This window comes from Telluria mixta, from assembly GCF_029223865.1.
Lineage (GTDB): Bacteria > Pseudomonadota > Gammaproteobacteria > Burkholderiales > Burkholderiaceae_D > Telluria > Telluria mixta.
On record NZ_CP119520.1, the window covers coordinates 3,584,728 to 3,610,903 of the forward strand.

19 protein-coding genes and 1 pseudogene are annotated in these 26,176 nt (G+C 66.8%); 11 read left to right on the forward strand and 9 right to left on the reverse strand.

From position 1 onward, the window contains the following. Positions 1-86: 86 nt before the first annotated feature. From P0M04_RS32785 to P0M04_RS16005, 5 genes and pseudogenes are all read left to right on the forward strand, one after another. A pseudogene (locus P0M04_RS32785) lies at positions 87-143 on the forward strand (hypothetical protein); the annotation flags it as partial. A gap of 386 nt (positions 144-529) precedes the next feature. Next, positions 530-1,087: a substrate-binding domain-containing protein gene (locus P0M04_RS32790; RefSeq protein WP_307734414.1), complete on the forward strand. Its 558-nt coding sequence runs from the start codon at positions 530-532 to the stop codon at positions 1,085-1,087. 85 nt (positions 1,088-1,172) lie between these two features. After that, positions 1,173-2,699 (forward strand): Do family serine endopeptidase, encoded by a 1,527-nt coding sequence (locus tag P0M04_RS15995; RefSeq protein ID WP_259451580.1) that lies wholly within the window; start codon positions 1,173-1,175, stop codon positions 2,697-2,699. Between the two features lie 51 nt (positions 2,700-2,750). Beyond that, positions 2,751-3,413 carry a response regulator gene (locus tag P0M04_RS16000; protein ID WP_056136559.1) on the forward strand — a complete coding sequence of 221 codons (663 nt, stop codon included), beginning with the start codon at positions 2,751-2,753 and terminating at the stop codon, positions 3,411-3,413. A gap of 10 nt (positions 3,414-3,423) precedes the next feature. After that, complete coding sequence (locus P0M04_RS16005; protein WP_259451579.1) at positions 3,424-4,752, forward strand: ATP-binding protein; 1,329 nt, start codon at positions 3,424-3,426, stop codon at positions 4,750-4,752. Here P0M04_RS16005 and P0M04_RS16010 read toward each other — a convergent pair. The 4 genes from P0M04_RS16010 to P0M04_RS16025 form a co-directional block, all read right to left on the reverse strand. After that, positions 4,736-6,265, reverse strand: coding sequence for a glycosyltransferase family 39 protein (locus P0M04_RS16010; protein ID WP_259451578.1), 1,530 nt, complete (start codon positions 6,263-6,265; stop codon positions 4,736-4,738). The genes P0M04_RS16005 and P0M04_RS16010 overlap by 17 nt on opposite strands. Then, complete coding sequence (locus P0M04_RS16015; protein WP_259451577.1) at positions 6,262-6,681, reverse strand: GtrA family protein; 420 nt, start codon at positions 6,679-6,681, stop codon at positions 6,262-6,264. Before P0M04_RS16015 ends, P0M04_RS16010 begins: the two co-directional genes overlap by 4 nt. Continuing rightward, positions 6,674-7,675, reverse strand: a complete 1,002-nt coding sequence (locus P0M04_RS16020) for a glycosyltransferase family 2 protein (RefSeq protein WP_259451576.1) — start codon at positions 7,673-7,675, stop codon at positions 6,674-6,676. The genes P0M04_RS16015 and P0M04_RS16020 overlap by 8 nt, the downstream gene beginning before the upstream one ends. 264 nt (positions 7,676-7,939) lie before the next feature. Then, complete coding sequence (locus P0M04_RS16025; protein ID WP_281042433.1) at positions 7,940-10,330, reverse strand: TonB-dependent receptor plug domain-containing protein; 2,391 nt, start codon at positions 10,328-10,330, stop codon at positions 7,940-7,942. Positions 10,331-10,480: 150 nt separating this feature from the next. On the opposite strand from P0M04_RS16025, the gene P0M04_RS16030 reads away from it, so the two are divergent. The 3 genes from P0M04_RS16030 (at position 10,481) to P0M04_RS16040 (ending at position 14,039) form a co-directional block, all read left to right on the forward strand. Further along, positions 10,481-12,472: a hybrid sensor histidine kinase/response regulator gene (locus P0M04_RS16030; protein WP_259451574.1), complete on the forward strand. Its 1,992-nt coding sequence runs from the start codon at positions 10,481-10,483 to the stop codon at positions 12,470-12,472. Between the two features lie 40 nt (positions 12,473-12,512). Further along, entirely contained in the window at positions 12,513-13,481 is a 969-nt protein-coding gene (locus P0M04_RS16035; RefSeq protein WP_259451573.1) for a threo-3-hydroxy-L-aspartate ammonia-lyase, read from the forward strand. A gap of 159 nt (positions 13,482-13,640) precedes the next feature. After that, positions 13,641-14,039, forward strand: a complete 399-nt coding sequence (locus P0M04_RS16040) for a VOC family protein (protein ID WP_259451572.1) — start codon at positions 13,641-13,643, stop codon at positions 14,037-14,039. 1 nt (position 14,040) lies between these two features. Here the strand turns inward: P0M04_RS16040 and P0M04_RS16045 are convergent, their stop codons facing one another. Both P0M04_RS16045 and P0M04_RS16050 read right to left on the reverse strand, forming a co-directional pair. After that, positions 14,041-14,424: a VOC family protein gene (locus P0M04_RS16045; protein ID WP_259451571.1), complete on the reverse strand. Its 384-nt coding sequence runs from the start codon at positions 14,422-14,424 to the stop codon at positions 14,041-14,043. A 58-nt stretch (positions 14,425-14,482) separates the two neighbouring features. After that, positions 14,483-15,265: a PhzF family phenazine biosynthesis protein gene (locus P0M04_RS16050; RefSeq protein ID WP_259451570.1), complete on the reverse strand. Its 783-nt coding sequence runs from the start codon at positions 15,263-15,265 to the stop codon at positions 14,483-14,485. A 105-nt stretch (positions 15,266-15,370) separates the two neighbouring features. On the opposite strand from P0M04_RS16050, the gene P0M04_RS16055 reads away from it, so the two are divergent. Together P0M04_RS16055 and leuA are read left to right on the forward strand one after the other, a co-directional pair. Next, on the forward strand, positions 15,371-18,559 hold the full coding sequence (locus P0M04_RS16055; RefSeq protein ID WP_259451569.1) for an error-prone DNA polymerase: 3,189 nt from the start codon (positions 15,371-15,373) through the stop codon (positions 18,557-18,559). Between the two features lie 353 nt (positions 18,560-18,912). Continuing rightward, a complete protein-coding gene (gene leuA / locus P0M04_RS16060) occupies positions 18,913-20,571 on the forward strand; it encodes a 2-isopropylmalate synthase (RefSeq protein WP_259451568.1) in 1,659 nt (552 codons plus the stop codon). Here the strand turns inward: leuA and P0M04_RS16065 are convergent. Beyond that, entirely contained in the window at positions 20,568-22,247 is a 1,680-nt protein-coding gene (locus tag P0M04_RS16065; RefSeq protein WP_259451567.1) for a methyl-accepting chemotaxis protein, read from the reverse strand. The genes leuA and P0M04_RS16065 overlap by 4 nt on opposite strands. A gap of 221 nt (positions 22,248-22,468) precedes the next feature. Here P0M04_RS16065 and P0M04_RS16070 point away from each other — a divergent pair, with 221 nt between their 5' ends. After that, the gene (locus tag P0M04_RS16070) at positions 22,469-23,794 is read left to right on the forward strand and encodes an amidohydrolase (RefSeq protein WP_259451566.1); all 1,326 of its coding nucleotides are present in this window, start codon (positions 22,469-22,471) and stop codon (positions 23,792-23,794) included. On the opposite strand, the gene P0M04_RS16075 is transcribed toward P0M04_RS16070, so the two are convergent. Beyond that, positions 23,795-24,196 carry a PRC-barrel domain-containing protein gene (locus P0M04_RS16075; protein WP_259451565.1) on the reverse strand — a complete coding sequence of 134 codons (402 nt, stop codon included), beginning with the start codon at positions 24,194-24,196 and terminating at the stop codon, positions 23,795-23,797. Positions 24,197-24,284: 88 nt separating this feature from the next. Next, positions 24,285-25,979, reverse strand: a complete 1,695-nt coding sequence (locus tag P0M04_RS16080) for a methyl-accepting chemotaxis protein (RefSeq protein ID WP_259451564.1) — start codon at positions 25,977-25,979, stop codon at positions 24,285-24,287. Positions 25,980-26,176: the final 197 nt, after the last annotated feature.

Genomic DNA, 26,176 nt, shown 5'->3' on the forward strand with positions numbered 1-26,176 from the left:
CCAAGTGTCCAGGCTTGCAGTATGCTTGGGCCCAAAAACCAGACTAACCGGGGAGACAAGTGTCAACCATCAAGGACGTGGCCCGCATGGCTGGGGTCGGCCTGGGCACCGCATCGCGCGTCGTGCGCGGCAAGGGATCGGTGTCGCAGGCCAAGCTGGAACGCGTGCAGAAGGCCATCGCCGCACTGGGCTACCGGCCGTCGCACGCGGCGCGCTCCCTCCTGTACGGCACGTCGCGCATGATCGGCGTGTACATCCCCCTGTTGTCCGGCACCTTCTACACGTCGATCCTGCAGATCATCGACACGGAACTGCGCGGCGCCGGCATGCACATGATGGTGGCGTTCGGCGTCAGCCGCGAGGACGAGCGGCGCCAGGCCATCGACGGTGTCAACTTCCTCATCGAGCGCGGGTGCGACGGCGTCGTCCTCTTCACGTCGCCGCTCACCGAGGACGACCTCGCCGCGCTGGGCTCCAAGCGCGAGCGCGTGGTCGCCCTGAACGACAGCTTCGACGGCATCCCCGGCCAGTGCTTCACGGTCGACCACAAGCTCGGGGGCGGCTGGCGGCGCGGGCGCTGCTCGATCATGCGCACCGCGAGATCGCCGTCATCGCCGGGCCAGGCACCGCCGCCGACAACGTCGACCGCATCGCCGGCTTCATGGACGAACTGGCCGGGGCGGGCATCGCCACCGGCGATATCTGGATCTCGGAGCGCGACTTTTCCTCGGCCGAGGGGCGCGCCGCCGCGATGGAACTGGTGGCGTCCGGGCGGCCCTTCACGGCGCTGTTCTGCGCCAACGACGAGATGGCGCTGGGCGCGCTGTCGTACTTCCACGAAGCGGGCATCCGCGTGCCGCAGGACGTGTCCGTGATCGGCTACGACGACGCGCCCGCCGCCGCATACTCGGCGCCGCGTCTGACGTCCGTGCACATCCCCTGGCGCGAGATGACGAAAAACGGCATCGCCGAGCTGCTCAACCTGTGCTACGGCTTCAACCGCCCCGTCACGCGCACCTTCCCCGTCAGCGTGAGCCTGCGCGCCTCCGTCGCGAAAGTGGCCAAGCGCCGCCGTTCCCAACCTTAAGGGACGTCTAAGACTGCTGCGCCAATATACTCCCTACGAAAAGAGCAGTTTTCAGAACCACTTTTTCCAATCTGGGAGCACGTCAATGCCTAACCAAGGTACCGTTACTGCCATCACCGCAAAACGTCTCACGCTGGCCCTGTGCGCGGCCGGTGTCATTGGCGGCGCGGTGGGCGCGATCGCAGTCGAACACAATAACGCCACGGCCGCCGCCGCTGCGGCAGCCACCGCTGCTGCTGCCACCCCGGCTCCCGTGGCGGCCACGCCGGCGCCAGTGACGGGCAATCCGGCCGGCACGGCGCTGCCGGACTTTACCAGGATCGTCTCGCACAACGGCCCGGCCGTCGTGAACATCCGCGTCGTCGGTACGACGAAGGTGTCGCAGCGCCAGATGCCGCAGTTCGACGAGGACGATCCGTTCTTCGAATTCTTCCGCCGCTTTCAACCGCAGCAACCGCGCGGCGGCAACGGACGCGGGGAACTCGTTTACGGCGCCGGATCGGGCTTCATCGTCAGCCCGGACGGCGTCATCCTGACGAATGCGCACGTGGTGCGCGATGCCAGCGAAGTCACGGTCAAGATGCAGGACCGCCGCGAATACCGCGCGAAAGTCCTGGGCACCGATCCGAAGACCGACGTCGCCGTGCTGAAGATCGACGCGAAGAACCTGCCCGTCGTCCCGCTCGGGAACACGCGCAACCTGCAGGTCGGCGAATGGGTGCTGGCGATCGGTTCGCCGTTCGGCCTGGAGTCGACCGTGACGGCCGGCGTCGTGAGCGCGAAAGGCCGCACCATCGACAACAATGGCGTGCAGTTCATCCAGACGGACGTCGCGGTCAACCCGGGTAACTCGGGCGGCCCGCTGTTCAACACGCGCGGCGAGGTCGTCGGCATCAACTCGCAGATCTTCAGCCAGACGGGTGGCTACCAGGGCCTGTCGTTCGCGATCCCGATCGACGTCGCCGTGCGCATCAAGGACCAGATCGTCGCGACCGGCAAGGTGCACCATGCCAAGCTGGGCGTCGGCCTGCAGGATGTGGGCCAGAGCTTCGCCGACGCATTCAAGCTGGATTCGCCGGACGGCGCGCTCGTGTCGAACGTCGAACGCGGCGGCGCGGCCGACAAGGCCGGCCTGAAGTCGGGCGACGTGATCCGCAAGGTCAACGGCCAGCCCATCATCAGCGGCGGCGACCTGTCGGCGATGGTGTCGGTGGCCAAGCCGGGCGACAAGCTGGCGCTGGAAGTCTGGCGCGACGGCAAAGTCGTGCAACTGAACGCCACGCTGGGCAATGCGAACGACAAGCCGGATCCGTACGACCGCGACAACCTGGCCGGCAACGACGGCGGCGGCAAGCTGGGCCTGGCCCTGCGTCCGCTGGACCCGGTGGAGCGCCGCCAGGCAGGCCTGCCTTCCGGCCTCGTGATCGAGGATGCGGGCGGCGCGGCGCAGGCCGCGGGCGTGCAGCCGGGCGACCTGCTGCTGGCCGTGAACGGCAAGCCGGTGTCGTCGGTGGCGCAGGTGCGCGAGGTGGTCGGCAAGTCGTCGAAGTCCGTGGCCTTGCTGATCCAGCGTGGGGATGAGAAGATCTTCATCCCTGTCCGAATCGGCTAAGAAGTCATCGTCGTGTTTGACCGGCAGGGTTTCTGAGAATCGGGGGATTGGATGCGGCTGCTGCTGGTGGAAGACGATACGATGATCGGCGAAGTAGTGCTCGACCTGCTGAGGGCCGAGCACTACGCCGTCGACTGGGTCAAGGATGGCGAGATGGCCGACACGGCCCTCATGCAGAACCAGAACTACGACCTCGTCGTGCTCGACCTGGGCCTGCCCCGCAAGGACGGGCTCGAGGTCTTGCGCGCGATGCGCGCCCGCAAGGACCGCACCCCGGTGCTGGTCGCCACGGCGCGCGACGCCGTCTCCCAGCGTATCGCCGGGCTCGACGCCGGCGCGGACGACTACGTCCTCAAACCCTACGATCTCGACGAACTGCTGGCGCGCATCCGCGCGCTGCTGCGGCGTGCCGCCGGGCGCGCCGAGCCCATTTTCGAATACAAGAACATCGCCGTGAATCCCGCCACGCGCGAAGTGCTGGTCGACGGCCAGCCGGTCGTGCTGTCGGCGCGCGAATGGGCCGTGCTGGAAGCGCTCGTCGCGCGGCCCGGCGCCGTGCTGTCGCGTGCCCAGCTCGAGGAAAAGCTGTACAGCTGGCGCGACGAAGTGTCCAGCAATGCCGTCGAGGTCTATATCCACGGCCTGCGCAAGAAGCTGGGCAGCGACTTGATCCAGAACGTGCGCGGCGTGGGCTACATGGTCCCGAAGGTGTGAAGGCATCCTTATGAAAGTCCGGGTCACGCATTCCCTGCGCGGGCGATTGCTGTGGTTCCTGCTGGCGGCGATCACCATCGCGGCCGTCGCGCAGGCTTCCATCGCGTATCGCACCGCCCTCAACGACGCCGACCAGATCTTCGACTACCACATGCAGCAGATGGCGCTGTCGCTGCGTTCGCGCGTGCCGCTGACGAGCACCGAGGACGCCAACGCCGACACCCCGATCACCGGCAACGACGACCTCGTCGTGCAGGTCTGGTCGCCGGACGGCGTGCGCGTGTTCCGCAGCGCGTCGCACGCGCACCTGCCGCAGCGCGCCGTGCTGGGCTTTTCCAACGTGCGCGCGAACGGCACCACGTACCGCATCTTCTCGATCCAGACCGATAACCAGACCGTGCAGGTCGCGCAGGACCTCGCCGTGCGGCGCAGCATGGCGAGCAATCTCGCGCTGCGCACGCTGGGCCCGATCGCCGTCATGATGCCGATCCTGATGCTGGTCGTGTGGTGGGTCGTCAGCGGCTCGCTGGAACCCGTCGCGCGCGTGCGCAAGCAGGTGGCGTCGCGCCAGGCGGACGACCTGTCCGCCGTGTCCGAAGCCGGTTTGCCGGACGAGGTGCGCCCGCTCGTGCAGGAATTGAATTTGCTGTTCGGCCGCGTGCGCACGGCATTCGACGCCCAGCAGCATTTCGTCGCCGACGCCGCGCACGAGCTGCGCACGCCGCTCGCCGCCCTGAAGCTGCAGGTGCAGAGCCTGGAGCGGTCGGACAGTCCGGACGCGAAGCGCGTTGCCGTCGCCCGCCTGACGGCCGGCATCGAACGTGCCACGCGCCTCGTCGAGCAACTGCTCGTGCTGGCGCGCCAGGAAGCGAGCGTCGCGGGCGGCGCGCCGCGCCAGCCGGTCGACATCGCCGGCGCGGCCAAGCGGGCCGTCGCGGAACTGGCGAGTGTCGCGGCCGCGAAGCAGATCGATATCGGCCTGCAGCGCGCGGACAGCGGCGAGGTGGACGGGCAGCCGGACGCATTGATGATCCTGCTCCGCAACCTCATCGACAATGCGATCAAGTACACGCCGGAGGGCGGCACGGTCGACGTGTCGGTGGTGGCGGAAAACCGCGGCGTGACCGTGACCGTGGAAGACAGCGGCCCGGGCATCCCGCCGGCGGAACGCGAGCGCGTGTTCGACCGCTTTTATCGCGTGCCGGGCAGCGACGTGAAGGGCAGCGGGCTCGGTCTCGCCATCATCAAGTCGATCGCGGAGCGGCATGGGGCGTCCCTGGCGCTGGGCGAGTCGAAGCGCCTGGGCGGGCTGGAAGCCACCGTTACGTTCCCGGCGTGACGGCCTCGTACAGCCGGATATTCGCCCCGTTCCCTTCGATGGTTTTCACCAGCCGATAGCGGCTTCCCAGTTCGTTCATCACGATCCCGGCCGGATCGTACAGATTCGCCAGCCGCTCGATCAGCCACACGCGCGGGTGCTCGGCCGTCAGCGCCCGGAGCCGCGCGACGTCCTCCGGCGCGATGTTCGGTGCGCCGGAATTGCCCGTGTACGTGCGCGGCAGGTGCAGCGCGGGGAAGGGGCCCGGCAGATAGGCGACGGCCGGCCCCGTCCTCATGTAATACGTGACGGGCATCTGCACCTCGTTCGGGAACGCGAGCACGACGTCGCCCGGCCGGCTCTCGCGCGCTACCTGCGCCAGCATCCCGCGCCAGTCTTCCGTGTGCGAGCGATAAAAGCCCAGCACGGCATACGCGGACAACGCCAGCACGACGGCGGTCGAGGGCAGGCGCCAGCGCGGCGGCAGGCGCACGACACCCAGCGCCAGCAACACCATCCCCAACGGCCCGAGCCACAGGAACAATCGCGACAGGAAGACGGGTTTCACGAAATAGCTGTAGCCCGCAAGCGCGAGGATCGGCAGCACGAGTACGCACGCGAGCAGCCAGAAATGAGCACGTGCCCGCTGCCACAGCCAGGCAAACCCCAGCAGCACGAGCAGCGCGACGGGATAGTGCAGCACCTGCCCGCCACTGATGACGGTCCACGCCGCGGTGACGTTACGGGGCGTAAAACGGATCCAGTACGACAGATGGGCCATCGCCGCGTTCTGCTTGATCAGCATCGGCACGAACGGTGACCACACGAGCAGCGCGCCGATGCCGGCCGCCGCCACGGCGAGGATCTGCGGGCGGCGCGGGCCGGGCGTCGCCATGAGCAGCGCGACCGACATCCCCGTCCATAAGCCCAGCGCGGCGAACACGCCGGTGTTGTGCAGCCACATTGTGAGGCCCGCGCTGACGGCGAGGCCGGCGATCCACTGCCACCGCCGCGCGTCCGGGCGTACGAAGGACAGTACCAGCATGCCCGCAAAGAACACGGCCAGCGACCCCGCCAGTGCCTGGATCGCGTACGGCCTGGCCTGCTGCGCATACTGGATGCTGGCCGCGTTCACGGCGAGGAACAGGGCGGCCAGCAGCGCGACGCGCTCCGCCTTCGCGCCGAGCCGCGCCAACCGCGCGCCGGCGGGCAGCGCGAACACGGTGAGCACACTGGCGAGGACGGACAGGCTGCGCATCTCCGCCTCGTGCGTGCCGAACAGCGCGGTCCAGCCCTTGAGCAGCGTGTAATAGAAGGGCGGATGCGTCTCGTACAGCGGCACGCTCGTCCACAGCTCGCGCAGCGGGACGGCGGCGAACCACGCGCTGTACGTCTCGTCCAGCCACAGCGAGCGGCCGGCCAGCGTCGGCAGGCGCAGCAGCAGGGCGAGGCCAGTCACGAGCAGGGCCAGCGTCCAGAAGCGGGCCTGTGATGCATCGTGCTCGCGCGGGACGGTCGCCGAAATGGGATTCAACGGGCTTTGCTGGCTTGAAATGTCCATAGCGAATTGACGACATAGGTGGCGCACAGCAGGGTGCCCGTCACGAGGACTTGGGCCAGGCGATAGTCGAGGCGCACGCCGTTCACGAGCACGGCCATCGCGGCACCGTTGAGGGCGGCGGCCACGCCGGCCGTCGCGAAAAAGCGCGCGGCCGTGCGCCAAGTAAGATGGGAATGCGGATGGGAATGTGCATGGCCGCGGAACGTGACGACGGCATTCAGCACGAAGTTGATGACGGCGCCGACGAGCGCGCCGATGACGGACGCCGGCACGGGCGCCAGCACGCCGAGCGAGACGGCCGTGAGCAGGAAGGCGTAATGCCCGGCCGTGCCGGCGGCACCCACCGCCGCGTACATCAGGAAGCGGCCCACGCCGCCGCGTTCAGGCATGGGCCATCGCCTTTTCGTAGCGCTTGCGCACGAGGTATACGGGCCGTCCCTTCGATTCGAGATAGATGCGGCCCACGTATTCGCCGAGCACGCCGATGCCGATCAGCTGGATGCCGCCGAGCAGCAGGATCGCGGTCGCCAGCGACGCATAGCCGGGCACGTCAACGCCGTACAGCATCGTGCGGATGATGAGCCAGACGGCGCGCGTGAGCGCAAAGATGGCCACGGAAACGCCGAGGTACGTCCAGATGCGCAGCGGCAGCGTCGAAAAACTGGTGATGCCTTCCAGCGCAAAATTCCACAGCTTCCAGCCGGAAAACTTGGTCTTGCCCGCCGCGCGCGGTGCGCGCTTGTATTCGACGACGGCCGTCTTGAAGCCCACCCAGGCAAACAAACCCTTCATGAAGCGGCAGGATTCCGGCAACGTTTTCAGGGCATTGGCGACGTTACGGGTGAACAGGCGAAAGTCGCCGACGTTTTCCGGGATCGGCAGGTCGGCCATGTCGTTGTGGATACGGTAGAAGAATTGCGCGGTCCACTTTTTCAGCAGCGAATCGGATTCGCGGTTGGCCCGCCTGGCCAGCACGACGTCGTACCCTTCGCGCCATTTCTCGACCAGCTTGCCGATGACGTCGGGCGGGTCTTGGAGATCCGCATCGAACGGCACGATGAGGTCGCCGCGCGCTTCGAAGATGGCGGCCGTCAGCGCCGCCTCTTTGCCGAAATTGCGCGTGAGATCGACGACACGCACGCGCGCATCCGCGTGGGCGTAGGCGATGAGGGAGTCGAGCGTGCGGTCGCGGCTGCCGTCGTTCACGCACAGGATCTCGAAGCGGATGTTCGGAATGCGTTCGAGTTCCGGGATCACGCCGCTGAAGAAGTGCGGGATCATCTCCTGCTCGTTGTAGAACGGCACGACGAGCGACAGCAGGGGCGGTTCTATCGGGCCGACCGCAACCTTGTCGGGCACTGAGGTTTCGTTAGGGAAGCTCATATCGATCCGTCGACAGCCTGGTATGCATCAGCGATAAAACATAACACAGGTTGTACGGACTCGATTTTTCGTTTCGTGTGCGTTAAGCGAAGATGCTTGGGAGATGCGTCCAGTTCGCTACGGAAACGTGATCCTGAACGTCGTCCCCGCGGAGGCGGGGACCCAATTTGCACGCGCTGTCGTAACGCATGCAGAGCTTGGATCCCCGCCTGCGCGGGGATGACGGTTTTGAGTGCGCCTAAGCGCTTTGGCGCTGCCGATGCATCAGAACTTGTGCGACAGACGCGCGAAGTAGGCGGCGCCGTTCAGGCCGAACTGCACGCTTTCGTACTTGAAGCCGTTATCCGTCTCATCCGGATTCTGCTGGGTCGGATGCACGTTGAAGATGTTCGTGCCGCCGACGGTCAGCTTGGTCTTCTCGGTGAACGACCACGTGAACGCGAGATCGGCCGACGTCTTGGCCTTGTAGTACTGGTTCGGCACCGGCGAACCGGAGAACGTGCCCAGCGTCTGCGGACCGTAGTGGATGATGCGGAAGTCCGATTCCAGCTGGCCCAACGTGTAGTCGAAGTCCAGCGTGGCCTTGCGGCGCGGGCCGCCCTGTTCGATGAACAGGCGCTCGCGTTCGGACAGCAGCACGTCTTCGTAGCCCGCCAGCGCGGCCGGGGCATGCACGCCCGTCACTTCGGTCTTGCTGAAGTTCATGGCGAGATACGTGGCCAGCTTGCCGGCGCCCAGGTTGGTGCGGTGCGACGCGGTCAGGTCCAGGCCGCGCGTGCGGGTGTCGACGGAGTTCACGAAGAACTGCGCCTGGCCCACGCCCAGGTTTTGCAGGATGGCGCCCAGGGCCGGGTAGTTGTCGGCGTCGAAGCGGCCCGACAGCACGATGCGGTTGTCGATCTGGATGTGGTACAGGTCGGCCGTGACGGAGATGGCTTTCGTCGGCGTCCACGTCGCGCCCAGCGTGTAGCTCTTCGATTTTTCTTCATGCAGCTTCGGGATGCCGGCCGCGTTGGCGACCTTGCCGCCGTTCGGCGCAAGCACGACGTCCATCGGCACGCCGCTGACGAAGTCGGTGAAGGTCGACGAGAAGTAGACCTGTTGCAGCGACGGTGCGCGGAAGCCCGTGCTGGCCGATGCGCGCAGCAGCAGGTCGTCCGTGGCCTTGAAGGCGCCGGCCACCTTGCCGGTCGTCGTCGAGCCGAAGTCGGAGTAGCGCTCGTGGCGCACCGCGGCCTGCAGCTTGGTGCGCGGGGCGATGTCGGCCTCGAAGTCGAGGTAGGCGGCGCTGCTGTGACGGTCGCGCGAGGTGGCGTCGCCCGGCTGGAAGCCCGGGAAGCCCTGGCTGCCGGCATTGCCGCCGAAGCCCAGGCCGTCGACGTCGTTGTACGAGCCCGGCTCGCCCGCGAAGATCTGGTAGTTCTCCTTGCGGTACTCGAAGCCGAACGCGGCGTTCAGGCCGCCGAGGATGTCGTCATAGAAGCGGCTGAAGTCGGCGTTGGTCGTCAGCTGGCGGAACGAGAAGCCGCCGGCGTCGAACTGCGACGGGCTGATGCCCTTGCCGCCGTTGATCAGGTCCAGGTTCGCGATCGACGCGTTGAGCGTGTGCGCGATGTCGTAGCGCATGCGGTTGTAGCCATAGGTCTGCGAGAAATCGCTGGCCCATTCGCCGATGCGGGTGCGGTAGCCGATGATGCCGTAGCGGTCGTCGATGTCGCCGTTGATGAACGGGACGAAGCCGCCCGGGTACATGGCGGCCGAGTTGCGCGACGGGATGTCGTCGGAACCGATGCCGCCGCGCGCCCATGCCGCGGACGATGCGTCGCGCGTCTGGGCGCCGGCCGTCACGTACAGCTTGCCCGGGCCGACCGGGAATTCGCCGTTCACGTAGACGGTCTCGTTCTTCGACTTGGTGTCGCCGATGATGCGCAGGCTGCCCGGGTCGGAACGGTTGGAGCGGCCGCGGTCGTAGTATTCGCCCGTGATGCCCAGCACGCCATCCGCCACGGCCACGCCGCAGTAGGCCGACGCGAGCCAGTTCTTGCCGTCGTGCTTGGAATATTCACCGAAACCGGCGACCGCTTCGCAGCCCAGGTCCTTGCGCATTTCCACGTTGATGACGCCGGCGATGGCGTCCGAGCCGTATTGGGCGGCGGCGCCGTCGCGCAGCACCTGCACGCTCTTGATGGCGAGGACGGGGATCGCATTCATGTCCGTGCCCGTGTTGCCGCGGTTGCGCGCGCCGAACAGGTTCACGAGGGCCGTCGTGTGGCGGCGCTTGCCGTTCACGAGCACGAGGGTCTGGTCGGAACCCAGGCCGCGCAGGGCGGCGGAGTCGACCAGGTCGGCGCCGTCGGCACCGGTCTGGCGCGTCGAGTTGAACGAGGGCGAGATGTTGGCCAGGGTCTGCGCGAGGTCGAACTGGCCGCTCTGCTCGGCGGCCTTCGTCAGCGGGATGTAGTCGACGGGAACCGGGGTATCGGTGGACGACGTGTTGCCGACGCGGCGCGAGCCGACGATGTTGACGCTCTGGATAGTGGCGTCGGAAGCGGCGGGGGCGGTGGCATTTTGTGCGAAGGCGGCCGGCGCAAGAGCCAGAGCCGCGCTGCCATACAGGCCCAGCAGGACGGACTGGCGAATCGTTGTGAGTTTCAAGGGATAGGCTCCAGGGAAAAATTGCATATTAATGAATTTCCATGAAGGCAACCAATGGACGTCTCATAACCGCAACAAGCTCATCCATATCGGGAATTCATGCCGGGTGTTAGAATTGATGAATTTGATTGTTCCGGAAGGCGGGGACGCATGGACGACATGGAATGGCCTTACGCCGGCGGCGACATCGCGGCCCTGATCCGCACGCGCGACTGGGGCGCCACGCCCCTCGGCGCGGTGTCCGGCTGGCCGGAACGGCTGCGCGGCCTCGTCGACACCCTGCTCGAGAGCCCGGTGCCGACCGCGCTGCTGTGGGGGCCGGACGGCATCCTGCTGTACAACGACGGCTACGCGGTCGTGTGCGGCCAGCGGCATCCGGCCGTCCTCGGCGGCCCGCTGCGCGATGCCTGGCCCGAAGCCTGGGATTTCAACGGCCGCATGCTGGCCAACTGCCTCGCCGGCAACCATGAAACCCACGATAACGTCAGCTTCCTGCTCGAGCGCGACGGCGGGCCGCGCGCATCCTGGTTCGACCTGTACTACGGCCCCGTGCGCGGTGCCGACGGCCTTGTCGCGGGAGTACTGGCCACCGTCATCGAGATCACCGACAAGGTCGAGGCGGAGCAGGCGCGCGCGGCGCAGCGGCGCCAGCTGGACCGGGCCACGTCGCGCTACCAGGCGCTGACGGCCGCCACGTCCGACGTCATCTACAGCATGAGCGCCGACTGGTGCGAGATGCGGCCGGTGGACGGGCGCGGCTTCATCAAGGACACCTCGGAGCCGGTGCAGTCCTGGGTGCAGGACTATGTGCCCCCGGAGGAACAGCCGCGGATGCTCGCCGCGATCGACAAGGCGATCGCGACCCGGTCCGTCTTCGAACTCGAACAGCGCGTGCTGCGCGTGGACGGCAGCATCGGCTGGACCTTGTCGCGAGCCGTGCCGATCGTGGGTGAGGATGGCGCGATCGAGGAATGGTTCGGCGTCGCCAGCGACATCACCGAGCGCAAGCTGGCCGAAGAAAAGCTGAAGGAATCCGACCGCCGCAAGGACGAATTCCTCGCCATGCTGGCGCACGAGCTGAGGAATCCGCTGGCGCCGATCGGCACGGCGGCCACGCTGCTGCAGACGGGACGCCTCGATGCGGACCGGGTGCGCACGACGAGCCAGATCATCGGCCGCCAGGTGGGGCATATGACGGAATTGATCGACGACCTGCTCGACGTGTCGCGCGTCACGCGCGGCCTGATCACGCTGGAGCGCACGGCGCTGGACGTGAAGGATGTCGTGCGCGACGCGGTGGAGCAGGTGGCCCCGCTCGTCGCGGCGCGTGGCCACACGCTGAAGCTGGACCTCGCATCGGAAGCAACCCTCGTGCTGGGCGACGGCAAGCGTCTCGTGCAGGTTGTCAGCAACATCCTCAACAACGCCGCCAAATACACGCGCGAGGGCGGCTCGATCCGCGTGACCGTCGCGGCGGACGAGACGCGCGTGACGTTCAGCGTGACCGACGACGGCGTCGGCATGACGCCGGACGTCGTGGCGCGCGCGTTCGACCTGTTCGCGCAGGCCGAGCGCACGTCGGACCGGTCGACGGGCGGCCTCGGACTGGGCCTCGCCCTCGTGAAGAGCCTCGTCGAACTGCACGGCGGCACGGCGGGCTGCGCCAGCCCGGGCTTGGGGCGGGGCAGCACCTTCCATGTGTCCCTGCCGCGCCTCGCGGGCGGGATGGCCGCGTCTGCGGATGCGCAGGCGGTGCTGGCCGCGGAGACGCTACGCGTGCTGCGCATCCTCGTCGTGGACGACAACGCGGATGCCGCCGACATGCTGGCCATGCTGCTGGAGGCGGCGGGGCACCGCGTCTCGGTCGAGCACGAGCCGCAGCGCGCGCTCGAACGCGCGCGCGCGGAGCGGCCGCAGGCCTGCCTCATCGACATCGGCCTGCCGGACATGGACGGCAACATGCTGGCGCAGCGCCTGCGCGCCGACCCGGCCACCGCCGGCGCGCTGCTCGTCGCCACGACGGGCTATGGCCAGGACAGCGACCGCCGCCGCTCGCTGGCCGCCGGCTTCGACCACCACCTCGTCAAGCCGCTCGATTTGCAGGAGTTATACGCGATCCTCGACGCGTCCGTTCCGGGCTGAGTAGAATGCCTGCCATCCAACAGCCCAAAAGGAAAACAGGATGAGCTCCATTCCGCTCCCCACTTACGATGACGTCGTCCAGGCGGCATCCCGGATCGCCGGCGTCGCCAACCGCACCCCGGTGCTCACGTCGCGTACCGTCGACGACGCCTTCGGCGCCCAGGTCTTTTTCAAGTGCGAGAACATGCAGCGCATGGGCGCCTTCAAGTTCCGCGGCGCGTACAACGCGCTGATGAAGTTCTCGCCCGAGCAGCGCCGCGCCGGGGTCGTCGCGTTCTCGTCGGGGAACCACGCGCAGGCCATCGCGCTGTCGGCAAAACTGCTCGGCATCCCCGCCACGATCGTGATGCCGCAGGACGCCCCCGCCGCCAAGGTCGCCGCCACGCGGGGCTACGGCGGCAACGTCGTCATGTACGACCGCTACACGGAAGACCGCGAACAGATCGGCCGCGACCTCGCGCAGAAGCACGGCCTCACCCTGATCCCGCCGTACGACCACCCGGACGTGATCGCGGGGCAGGGCACGGCCGCGAAGGAATTGTTCGAGGAAGTGGGCCCGCTGGACGCGTTCTTCGTGTGCCTGGGCGGCGGCGGGCTGCTGTCCGGCTCCGCGCTGGCCACGCGCGCGTTGTCTCCGTCCTGCCGCCTGTACGGCGTGGAACCGGAGGCCGGCAACGACGGCCAGCAATCGTTCCGTTCGGGCGCCATTGTGCACATCGACACCCCGCAGACCATCGCCGACGGCGCCCAGACCCAGCACCTGGGCAACCTGACGTTCCCGATCATCCGGCGCGACGTCGACGACATCCTGACGGCCACCGACGACGAACTGGTGCAATGCATGCGCTTCTTTGCCGAGCGCATGAAGATCGTCGTGGAGCCGACCGGCTGTCTCGGCTTCGCGGCGGCGCGGCGCATGCAGGAAGAATTGCGCGGCAAGAAGGTGGGGATTCTCGTCAGCGGCGGCAATATCGACCTTGCAAAGCTGAGCGGCTTCCTGGCCGGCTGACAAATCTCAAACCGGGGTCAGAGCCCGATTTTGGGAAATTTCCAAAATCCGGGCTCTGACCCCGGTGTTAAAAAAACTTTTGAAGACGGTGTCGATTTCGTGATGCCCCGTTCGTCGTAGGCATGTGGCATCCACTTTCACCCAACACTAGGAGGCATCATGAACAAGCAGATCTTCGTCAACCTGGCCGTCAAGGACCTGGACAAATCCAAGGCGTTCTTCGAGGCGCTGGGCTATACGTTCAATCCCCAGTTCACCAACGAGAGCGGCGCGTGCATGGTGATCGCGGACGGCAGTATCTACGCGATGCTGCTGACGGAACCGTTCTTCAAGACGTTCGTCGACAAGCCCATCGTGCAGGCGAAGGAAGCGACGGAGGTCCTCGTCTGCCTGAGCTGCGAGAGCCGCGAGGAGGTGGATGCGCTGGTGGCGAAAGCCGTTGCTGCCGGCGGCCGCGCGCCGCGGCCGCCGCAGGATCACGGCTTCATGTATGGCCACGGGTTCGAAGACCTCGATGGCCATATCTGGGAACTGGCCTGGATGGCGCCCCAGGCCTGACTTATTGCATCGAGTGCAGGCCGATGATGTTGCCCTCGGTATCTTCGACGAGGGCGATGTGGCCGTACTGCCCGATCGAGAACTTGTCCTTGAAGATGCGCCCGCCGTTCGCGGCGGCGCGCGCCGCTTCGACGGCGCAGTCGGCACAGCTGAAATAGACGATCGTGCTGTTGCCGCCCGCCTTGCAGCCTTCCATCTTGACGATAGATCCGGCCGCGCCGCCGGCATTCGGGTCGCCCGTGAAGGCCCACATCTCCAGGCCGGAGGCATCGCCTTCCGGCGCGAGGTTGTCCAGTTTTGCTTCGAACACGGCTTCATAGAAAGCGCGGGCGCGCTTCATGTCGTCCACATAGATTTCGAACCAGCCTACGACGTTCCGTTCCATTTCGGTCTCCTTGATGAAGTGGGTTGGGGGTACAACACCTGCAGTTAATACCTGTCATTCAAGACGTTTCCACTGCGCCGCCGACGAGGATGGCGCCGCCTTCCCTGCGCGTGCGGATCAGGCATTCGCCGCCCGTCGCGCGGCCCTGGCGCAGCCGGATGCCGAGGCCGAGCAGTGCCGTCAGCGCACCGGCCGCGACGCCCGTCGCGCTGTCTTCCAGCCGCGGGTCGAGGTGGTTGAAGTTGCGGCCCTCGAACGTGCCGTCGTCCCGGCGGCACCACGCGTAGATGCCGTTGATGCCGGCGTCCTTGCTCCACGCGGCGATGCGCGCGAGGTCGGGCGCGAGGCCATACAACGCGTCCGTATCGGCCACCTTGACGAGCAGCTTGGGACTCCCGACCGACGCCACGCGCGGCGGCGTGGCCAGCGACGCCACCGGCACGCCCAGCAGTTCGGCAGCCGTGCCGACCGTGATGTCTTGCGCTGCCACCTGCTGCGGGGACAGCCGCACGAAATAATCATCGCCGCCGCGCACCAGTTCCAGTGGTTGTCCCTCGATCGCCGTGCGCACGGCGATCGGGCCCGCATGCGGCGCGCGCGCGAACAGCACGGCCGCCACGGCCAGCGTCGCGTGAAGGCACAGCGGGCTGCGCTTGTGCGGGTAGTAGTAATCGACTGATAGCGCACCGTCCGCACCGGCATCGATGAAGACGCAGGTCGTGTCGCGCGCGCGGGCAAGCGCCAGGCGGGCGTCGGGATCGTGGTCGCCGTCCTCGATGACGAGGGCCGGGTTGCCGGTACCCGGGCGGGCACCGAAGCAGCGCAGGGAATGGATGTGCATATTTGGCAAGGACGGGGTCGTCAGCTATACTGGGTTTATATACAGTATTTCATAATACACTATTTTGACTAAAAAACCATGTCAGATCTTCCGCCAACCCGCTTGATGCCGCCTACGTTTGATCCTCATCTCGGCGCGGCGGCGGGGTTGCCGGCGTACGCGGAATTGTTTTGCCTGTCGAACTTTTCGTTCCTGCAAGGCGCGTCGCATGCGGAAGAACTGGTGGACCGCGCCGTACAGCTGGGCTACACGGCGCTGGCGCTGACGGACGAGTGCTCGCTGGCCGGCGTCGTGCGCGCGCATGCGGAAGCGAAGCGGGCCAGGCTGCCGTTCATCGTCGGCGCGCATTTTCATTTGCAGCATCCGGATGGCAGCAGGGCGTTGTCGTTGTTGCTGCTGGCCCAGAACCGCAACGGCTACGGCAACCTGTCGGAGATGATCACGCTGGGCCGCACGCGCAGCGAGAAGGGCACGTACCGGCTGCATCCGTCCGACTTCGACGCGCCGCCCGAAGGTCTCGAGCACCTGCGCGGCATGCCGGACTGCCTGGCGATCCTGCTGCCCGCGTACCCGGGCCATATGCCGGACGACGTCGACCGCCTGCACCGGCAGGCCGCGTGGCTGGCGCAGACGTTTCCCGGCCGCGCGTGGCTCGGCCTGACGCTGTTGCATCGCGCGTTCGACGACGCGCACCGCGCCACCATCGAGGAAGTGGCGTGGCAGCACGGCATGCGCATCGTCGCGTGCGGCCACGTGACGATGCACGTCCGCTCGCGCAAGCCGCTGCAGGACACGATGACGGCCATCCGCGCCGGCAAGCCCGTGGCGCAATGCGGCTACCAGCTCGCGCCGAACGCGGAGCAGCACCTGCGCTCGCGCGTGCGCCTCGCGAACATCTATCCGCGCGCGGCACTGGACGAGACGGTGCGCATCGCGCGCCTGTGCACGTTCTCGCTGGAAGAGCTGCGCTACGAATACCCGGACGAAGTCGTCCCGGCCGGCCACACGGCCGCGAGCTACCTGCGCGAACAGACGTGGATCGGCGCGCACCGGCGCTTCACGGAAGGCATCCCCGCGAAGGTCCAGGCGCAGATCGAATACGAACTCGCGCTGATCGCCGAGATGCGCTACGAGCACTACTTCCTCACCGTGTATGACATCGTGCGCTACGCGCGCTCGCAACAGATCCTGTGCCAGGGCCGCGGGTCGGCGGCCAATTCCGCCGTGTGCTACTGCCTGGGCATCACGGAAGTCGATCCGGCGCGGGGCAACCTGCTGTTCGAGCGTTTCATCTCCAAGGAGCGGAACGAGCCGCCCGACATCGACGTCGACTTCGAGCACCAGCGCCGCGAGGAAGTCATCCAGTACATCTACCGCAAATACGGGCGCACGCGGGCGGCGCTGGCGGCCGTCGTCATCAGCTACCGGCCGAAAAGCGCGCTGCGCGACAGCGGCCGCGCGCTCGGCGTGGACCTCGCCATCGTCGACAAGGTCTGCAAGCAGCACCACTGGTTCGACAGCAAGGCCGACCTCCTGAACCGCCTGGCCGAGAGCGGGCTCGATCGGGAGGCGCCGCTGTCGCAGCAATGGGCATCGCTGGCGCAGCGCCTGCTCGGCTTTCCGCGCCATCTGTCGCAGCATCCGGGCGGGTTCGTGATGGCGCGCGGGCAGTTGTCGCGCCTCGTCCCCATCGAGAACGCGACGATGGAGGACCGCAGCGTGATCCAGTGGGACAAGGACGACCTCGAGGAACTGGGCCTCATGAAGGTCGACGTGCTGGCGCTCGGCATGCTGTCGATGCTGCGCCGCGGGTTCGAACTGGTCGGCCTGCGCCACGGCACGACGTTCGAGATGCAGGACATCCCGCACGAGGACCCGGCCACCTACGCGATGATCCGCCGCGCGGACACGGTCGGCGTCTTCCAGATCGAATCGCGCGCGCAAATGAGCATGCTGCCGCGGATGAAGCCGAAGACGTTCTACGACCTCGTGATCCAGGTCGCGATCGTGCGCCCCGGCCCGATCCAGGGCGGCATGGTCCATCCTTACCTGCAGCGGCGCGAGCAGAAGGAGCCCGTCGTGTACCCCAGCCCGGACATGAAGGTCGCGCTGGAACGCACGCTGGGCGTGCCGATCTTCCAGGAGCAGGTGATGCAGGTCGCGATTCTCGCGGCCGGTTTCACCCCAGGCGAGGCGGACCAGCTGCGCCGCGCGATGGCCGCGTGGAAGCGAAAGGGCGGGCTCGAAAAATACTACCAGCGCATCGTCGGCGGCATGCTGGCGAAGGGCTACGACCAGTCGTTCGCGGAACAGATCTTCAGCCAGATCCAGGGCTTCGGCGAATACGGCTTTCCCGAATCGCACGCGGCCAGCTTCGCGCTGCTCGCGTATGCCAGTTCCTGGCTCAAGTGCCACGAACCCGCCGCGTTCCTGTGCGCGCTGTTGAACAGCCAGCCGATGGGCTTCTACAGCCCGTCGCAGCTCGTGCAGGACGCGCGCCGGCACGGCATCGAGGTGCGGCCCGTCGACATCACGATCAGTTCCTGGGAGTCCACGCTGGAAGATCTCGACGACCAGGCGCGTGGCCAGCCCGCCGTGCGCCTCGGCCTGCGCATGCTGCGCGGGATGGGGCAGGAAGCGGCCGAGCGCATCGAGCTCGCGCGCGCGCTGCGGCCGTTCGCGGGCGTGTCCGACCTCGCGCGCCGCGCGGGACTCGATCGCGGCGACCTGCAGGTGCTCGCCGCCGGCAATGCGCTCGGGCCGCTCGCGGGCCATCGCCGCCAGGCGTTATGGGAAGCAGCGGGCGCCGTGCCGGACAAGGATTTATTGAAGCCCACGGCGCCCGTCGAGGATGTGCCCGAACTGCCCGCGCCGCAGGAGGGCGAGGAGATCGTCGGCGACTACCGCGCGCAGGGCCTCACGCTCGGCCGCCATCCGCTGGCGCTGCTGCGCGACCGGCTGCTGGCGCAGCGCTTCCTGCCGGCCGACGTGCTGCACGATTTCCAGAATGGCCAGCTGGCGCGCGCCTGCGGCATCGTCACCGTGCGCCAGCGCCCCGGCACGGCGAAGGGCGTGCTGTTCCTGACCATCGAGGACGAGACGGGCAACATCAACGTGATCGTCTGGCCCCAGCTCGTCGAGCAGCAGCGGCGCGAAGTGCTGAATGCGTCGCTGCTGGGCGTGTACGGCGTGTGGCAGCGCGAAGGAGAAGTCAGGCACCTCGTGGCCAAGCGCCTTGTCGACATGTCGCACCTGCTCGGGAAGCTCGACGCGCGCAGTCGTGACTTTTGCTAGCTTTTGCTTGACACAATCGGCATAAACTTTTTATATTAAAAGAATGCTCACCGCGAACTCCACCTTTCTGACTTCCCTAGCGCTACCGCTAGTGCTACCGCACCTGGCTTGAATCGCCATCCCCGCAGCTCGTCTGCAGTGCCGTACACCGAAGTTTCAGAATAGGGTTCGCCAATCCATGCTCACTCCCGTCTTTCGACTAGCGTCCGGTTGCCTGGCCACGTGCACCGTGGCAGCCGGGCAGCCTTTCCGCCACCTCTGATTTCGTTCGGGTTCTTCACACCGCATGCTCGCGCCATGCGGCGGGACCCGTCACGTCCGCGTTTTCCCACAGCCCTGAAAAGGAGTCGTCCATGTTGTCGAACCCCGCAGCAAAATATCGCCGTTTCCCGACCGTCCCCACCACGTCCCGTGCCTGGCCGGACCGCACTATCGAACACCCGCCCATCTGGATGAGCACCGACCTGCGCGACGGAAACCAGGCCCTGATCGAGCCGATGAGCGTGGAGCGCAAGCTGCGCATGTTCGAGCAGCTCGTACGGATCGGCTTCAAGGAAATCGAAGTGGCATTCCCGTCCGCGTCGCAGACCGATTTCGATTTCGTGCGCAAGCTGATCGAGGAAGACCGCATTCCGGACGACGTGACGATCGAAGTGCTGACCCAGTCGCGCGAGGACCTGATCCGCCGCACCGTGGATTCGCTGGAAGGCGCGCGGCGCGCCATCGTCCACCTCTACAATCCGATCGCGCCGGCCTTCCGCCGCATCGTGTTCGGCGCGACCCGCGCGGACGTCAAGCAGATCGCGTTGAACGGCACCCGCCTGATCAAGGAATTGACCGACGTGCGGCCCGGCACCGAATGGGTGTTCGAGTACTCGCCGGAGACGTTCAGCATGACGGAGCTGGATTTCGCGAAGGAGGTGTGCGATGCCGTCTCGGCGGTCTGGCAGCCGACGCCGGAGCGCAGGATGATCGTCAACCTGCCGTCGACGGTCGAGTGCAGCACGCCGAACGTATATGCCGACCAGATCGAATGGATGCACCGCCATCTGGAGCGCCGCGATGCCATCGTCCTGTCGGTGCATCCGCATAACGACCGCGGCACGGCCGTCGCGTCGGCGGAACTGGCGGTGATGGCGGGCGCCGACCGCGTCGAGGGCTGCCTGTTCGGGAACGGCGAACGCACCGGCAACGTGGACATCGTCACCCTGGCGCTGAACCTGTACACGCAGGGCATTCACCCGGGACTCGATTTTTCCGACATCGATGCGGTGCGCCAGTGCGTGGAGGACTGCAACCAGCTGCCCGTCCACCCGCGCCATCCGTATGCGGGCGACCTCGTGTTCACGGCGTTCTCCGGCTCGCACCAGGATGCGATCAGGAAAGGCTTCGCGCAGCAGCAGGCGGACGCGATCTGGGAAGTGCCATACCTGCCCATCGATCCCGCGGACCTGGGACGCAACTACGATGCCGTGATCCGCGTGAACAGCCAGTCGGGGAAGGGTGGTATCGCGTACCTGCTCGAGCAGGAATACGGTTATGTGTTGCCGCGCCGGCTGCAGATCGAATTCAGCCGCGCCGTGCAGCACGCGACCGACAGCAGCGGACGCGAAGTCGGCGCCGCCGACATCCACGCGATCTTCCGCAGGGAGTACCTGGAGCCGGGCCGCCATGTCTATCGCGGTCACGCCATGTCGAATGAAGGAGGACAGGGCACGCGGCTGGAGGTGGACATCGAGATCGACGGCGTGCGCACGACCCGCCACGGCATCGGCAACGGCCCGATCGACGCGTTTGTGAATGCATTGGGTCTCGACGTCAAGGTGATGGATTACCAGGAGCACGCGCTCGGCCGCGGTGCCGATGCGCAGGCGGCGTGCTACGTCGAGCTGCGCGTCGGCAGCGGCGGTTCGCTGTTCGGCGCGGGGGTGGACGGCAGCATCATGACCGCGTCGTTCCGGGCGATCCTCAGCGGGATCGACCGTCACTTCGCGGCCATGCAAGCGGCTTAAAACTCTTCCCAGTCCCCGGCGGCGACCGGCTCCGCGCGCTTGACGGCACGCTTTGGCGCGGGGACCGGTGCCGTGACACGGGGCAGGGCGGGGCGTGCAGCAGGTTTGGTCGCGAGGCTGAACCCGCGCTCGACCTTGAACACGCCGACCACCTCGGCCAGCGTCGCGGCCTGCTCCTGCATCGACGCCGCGGCAGCCGCCGCTTCCTCGACGAGCGCCGCATTCTGCTGGGTCACCTGGTCCATCTGCCCGATGGCCTGGTTGACCTGCTCGATGCCGCCCGTCTGTTCCTGGGTGGCGCTCGTGATCTCGCCCATGATGTCGGTCACGCGGCGGATGCTGTCGACGACTTGCCCCATCGTCGTGCCGGCCTGGTCGACGAGCTTCGTGCCCGCGTCCACGTTGGCCGTCGACGCGGCGATCAGGTCCTTGATCTCCTTGGCCGCGGCGGCCGAGCGCTGCGCGAGGCTGCGCACTTCCGAGGCCACGACCGCGAAGCCGCGGCCCTGTTCGCCGGCGCGCGCCGCTTCCACGGCCGCGTTCAGCGCGAGGATGTTGGTCTGGAAGGCGATGCCGTCGATGACGCCGATGATGTCGGCGATGCGGCTGGCCGACGCATTGATCGCGCCCATCGTCGTGACGACTTCGCCGACCACGGCGCCGCCCTGCGTGGCGATTGCCGACGCCGCGATGGCAAGCTGGTTGGCCTGGCGTGCGTTGTCCGCGTTCTGGCGCACGGTCGTCGTCAGTTCTTCCATCGACGCGGCCGTCTCTTCCAGTGCGCCGGCCTGCTGCTCCGTGCGGGCCGAGAGGTCCAGGTTGCCGGCGCTGATCTCGCGCGAGGCCGTCGCGATGGTGTCGGTCCCGCCACGCACCTGGCTGACGATGCCCACCAGGCTGTCGTTCATGTGGCGCAGGGCGCGCAGCAGGGCGCCCGTCTCGTCCTGCGTATGGGCTTCGATCGTATGTGTCAGGTCGCCGGCGGCCACCGTCTCGGCCACCGCCACGGCGGCGCGGATCGGCAGCACGATGCCGCGCGTGAGCAGCCACGACACGATGGCGCCCAGCGCCAGCGCGCAGCTGCTGAAGATGACGATCAGCCGGGTGCTGAGGGTCGCGTTGGCGTCGATCGCGGCGGCGGTGGCGTCCATGCTGGCGCGCTGCATCGCGACCAGGTTCTGCAGCAGGCCCTGGTATTTCTGGGCGGCCGGGGTGAACTGCTGGTCGAGGATGCGCGCCGCTTCGTCCGCGTTGCCGTCGGCCTTGGCCTTGACGGCGCCGTCGCGCGAGGCGCTATACGCCTTGCGCTGTTCGAGGATCTGCGCGAACAGGTCATGTTCCGGACCGCTGGCCGCGATCAGCGGTTCGATCTGCTTGAGCAGCTCGGCGGCGCGCTTCACCGAGGCGGCCGAGTCTTCCTTGAAGTAGGGGCCGAGCGACGGGTCGGTGCTCTTGACGATGGCGGCGGTGCGGCGGATCGATGCGTAGTTCAGGCTGTACCAGTCCGTGATTAGGCGTTCCTTCGTGAGCGGCACGGCCATCATGGCCTTGGTCGAGTCGGCGACTTCTGTGAGGCGCCACGCGCCGACCGCGGCGATGGCCACCGTCATCGCGAGGATGAGGGCGAAGCCCAGGCCGAGGCGTCGGCCGATCTTCATGTTTGCAATGAGTCCCATCGTTATTCCTTGTGAAACGAAGGCGCGTATTGTACGCATCATATTTTCCACTTGGAATAAATAAATTCTGTAAAGAAACTTTTACGCAACACTCCACTACGTAGTTTCCACAAGTCTCCTACGGGAATTGTAAAACGATCCATTGTCGCATTTGGACGCATCTGTTAGCGTAAAAAAGGGTGGCGGGATCGTCCACCCGTTTTTTTTGTCCACGGATACCCATGAAATCTTCCCGCATTCTCCGCACTACCCTGTTCCTGGCGGGCGTCATCGGCACCCATGTCGCCGGCGCCGCGGCGCTGCCCGCGCCGTTCGTCGAACAGCTGAACGCCAGCTACCCGGCCATCGAAACGCTGTACCAGGACCTGCACCGCAACCCCGAGCTCGGGTTCAACGAGCACCAGACCGCGGCCAAGCTGGCCGAGCGCGCCAAGGCGCTGGGCTTCGACGTCACGACCGGCGTCGGCGGCACCGGTGTCGTCGCGATCCTGCGCAACGGCCCCGGCCCGACCGTGATGCTGCGCACCGAACTGGACGCGCTGCCGGTCCAGGAAAAAACGAGCCTGCCGTTCGCCAGCAAGGTCACGACGAAGAACGCCGCCGGCGACACCATCTCCGTGATGCACGCCTGCGGCCACGACCTGCACATGTCGGCGTGGTACGGCACGGCGAAGCTGATGGCCGAGAACCGCAAGGCCTGGAGCGGCACCTTGATGCTGGTCGGCCAGCCGTCCGAGGAACCGGTGAACGGCGCCAGCGCGATGCTGAAGGATGGCCTGTTCACGCGCTTCCCGAAGCCGGATTACGCGCTGTCGTTCCATGACGACGCGTCCATGCCGTCCGGTACGATCATGTACCACGCGGGGCCGTTCCGCGCGTCGTCCGACGTCGTCAGCATCACCGTGTTCGGCCAGGGCGGCCACGGCGCCGTGCCGCACGAGGCGCGCGACCCGATCGTGATGGCGTCGCGCATCGTGCTGGCGCTGCAGACGCTCGTCTCGCGCGAGAACAACCCGATCGACCCGGTCGTGATCACCGTGGGCAGCATCCACGGCGGCACGCAGGCGAACATCATCCCCGACCAGGTGACCCTGCAACTGTCCGTCCGCACGTTCAAGCCGGAAGTGCGCAAGCGCGTGCTGGCCAGCATCGCGCGCGAAGCGAAGGGCGAAGCCATCGCAGCGGGCGCGCCGAAGGAACCGCTGGTGGAAGTGAAGCCGGGTACGGATTCGGTGTACAACGATCCGGACACGCTGGCCCGCATGGTGAAGGCCGCGCAGGGCGCGGTGGGCCCCGAGTTCGTGAAGGAGATGCCGCCGAAGATGACGTCGGAGGACTTTTCGCAGTATGGCCAGCAGCCGGGCGTGAAGGCGATCCTGCTGCACGTGGGTGCCGTCGATGCGGCCCGCCTGGATGCCGCGAAGAAGGCCGGCCAACCGCTGCCGGGTACGCACTCGCCGCAATGGGCGCCGGACTTCAAGCCGACGGTCGTCAACACCATCAAGGCCGAGACGGCGATTTTGCTCGACCTGATGCCGAAGAAGTAATCAGGCCGGCGAGGTGCCGTAATACGCGTGCACCTCGCCCATCCAGCGCGTATCGGCCATGTCCGGCCAGTGGTCGGTATCGAAGCCGGGCGCGCCGGCGATGCGTTCCTTGGGGACGTCCATCGTGAAGCGCTTGTGCTGCGGGTCCAGGGTCAGCGCCTGCCAGGGCACGGCGAAGAGTTTTTCGCCCAGCCCGAGGAAGCGGCTGGACGACATCACGGCGTAGACGATGGCACCCGTGCGCATGTCCACCATGAATTCCTTGATGACGCCCAGGTGCTCGTTCTGCAGGTTGTGGACGTGGTCGCCGATCAGGGTGTTCGCGCCCATCAGTTCCGGGCCCGGTCCCTTGCCGTGCTTGTTCTTGTACATGCCGTAGTCGTCGCGTTCCTCGTAGGACATTTTCCGTCTCCTCGCCTCATTTCAGTCCGGAAGCAGAAGAATAACCCGAGTCCGGCGCGCCGGCTCGGGCGCGCACGCCCGGACGCGATCAGAACGTTTCCCACTCCTCCGTCGGGGCCGCTGCGGCCGCCTTGGCTTTCTGTGCCGGCTTCCTGACGCTGGTCTTCACGGGCACGACGGCGCGCACTTGCGTGCTGACTGGTGCAGGCGCCGCCTTCGGTGCCGTCATGGCGTTCCCATCGATGTGGAACAGCGCGACCACTTCGGCCAGCTTGTCGGCCTGGTCGCGCAGCGCGGTGGCGGCCGCCGCCGATTCCTCGACGAGGGCGGCATTGTGCTGCGTGGACGAATCCATGTCGGCGATGGCCTTGTTGACCTGTTCGATGCCGGTGCTCTGCTCGCCGCTGGCGCTGGCGATCTCGGCCACGATGTCGCTCACCTTGCGGATGCTGTCGACCACTTCGCTCATCGTCATGCCGGCCTGGTCGACCAGCTTCGTGCCGTCCTCGACCTTGCTGACGGAATCGACGATCAGGGCCTTGATCTCTTTCGCCGCGGCGGCCGAGCGCTGGGCCAGCGTGCGCACCTCGCCCGCCACGACGGCGAAGCCGCGGCCCTGTTCGCCGGCGCGCGCCGCTTCGACGGCCGCGTTCAGCGCGAGGATGTTGGTCTGGAACGCGATGCCGTCGATGACGCTGATGATGTCCACGATCTTCTTGGACGAATCGTTGATCGCGCCCATGGTCTGCACGACCTGGTCGACGACGGCGCCGCCTTGCGTGGCGATTTCCGATGCGGCGATGGACAGCTGGCTCGCCTGGCGCGCGTTGTCGGCGTTCTGGCGCACGGTGCCCGTCAGTTCTTCGACGGTGCTGGCCGTCGTGCCGAGCGAGCCGGCCTGCTGTTCGGTGCGCGAGGACAGGTCCATGTTGCCGGCCGAGATTTCCGCCGACGCGGTGGCGATGGTATCGGTGCCGCTGCGCACCTGGGCGACGATGGCGACGAGGCCGTCGTTCATGTGGCGCAGCGCGCGCAGCAGGGCGCCCGTTTCGCAGGTGCCGCTCGCGTCGATGTGCTGGGTGAGGTCGCCGCCGGCCACTTTTTCGGCCACGTCCACGGCCTGGCGGATCGGACGGACGATGGCGTTCGCCAGCACCCAGGCGCAGACGGCGCCGAACAGCACGGCCAGGCCGGCCACGATCATGATCGCACGCGCGCTGTTGCGGCTGGCGTTGTCGATGTCCTTCGCGATGGCGTCGATGTGTGCCTGCTGCATCTTGACGAGTTCAGCCTGCTTGCCTTCGTAGGCTTCCGACGTCGGCATGTATTCCTGGGTCAGGATGCGTTCAGCCGCTTCGGTGTCGCCGCCGGCCTTGGCCTTGATGGCGCGTTCCTTGGCCGACGTATAGGCCTTGCGCAGTTCCGTGATGCGGGTGAACAGCGCGCGTTCCTCGTCGCCGTCGAGCAGCGCTTCGATCTGCTTGAGCAGTTCGGTCGAGCGGGCGGCGGTCTTGACGCCGTCGGCCTTGAAGAATTCGACGAGGCTGGGGTCCGAGCTCTTGACGATGGCGGCGGTGCGGCGCACGGCGGCGAACGTCTGCATGTGCCATTCCTCCATCATGCGCTCCTTGGCCAGCGGCACGGCCATCATCGCGCGCGTGGAATCCGCGATCGTATTCAGGCGCCAGACGGCGGCGGCCGCGATGACGAGGGTCAGGCCCAGCACGAGGGCGAAGCCCACGGCGAGACGTTTCGCGATGTTCATGTTGGCGAGAAAGCCCATATGATTCTTCCTTACTCCAAGCGTGATTGTTATATGGAACGCGGTAACAAACGGTTCCTGGCACGATTCTACGTATGGGAAGAAAATTTTTGTTGCCTTATGGAACTCTGCGCCCGAAAAGTGTGCATATGAGCACCATAATGTTGCCGTCAGGTGACACGTTCATGCATGCAGGTTAAGAGGCGTGGTGAGGTTGA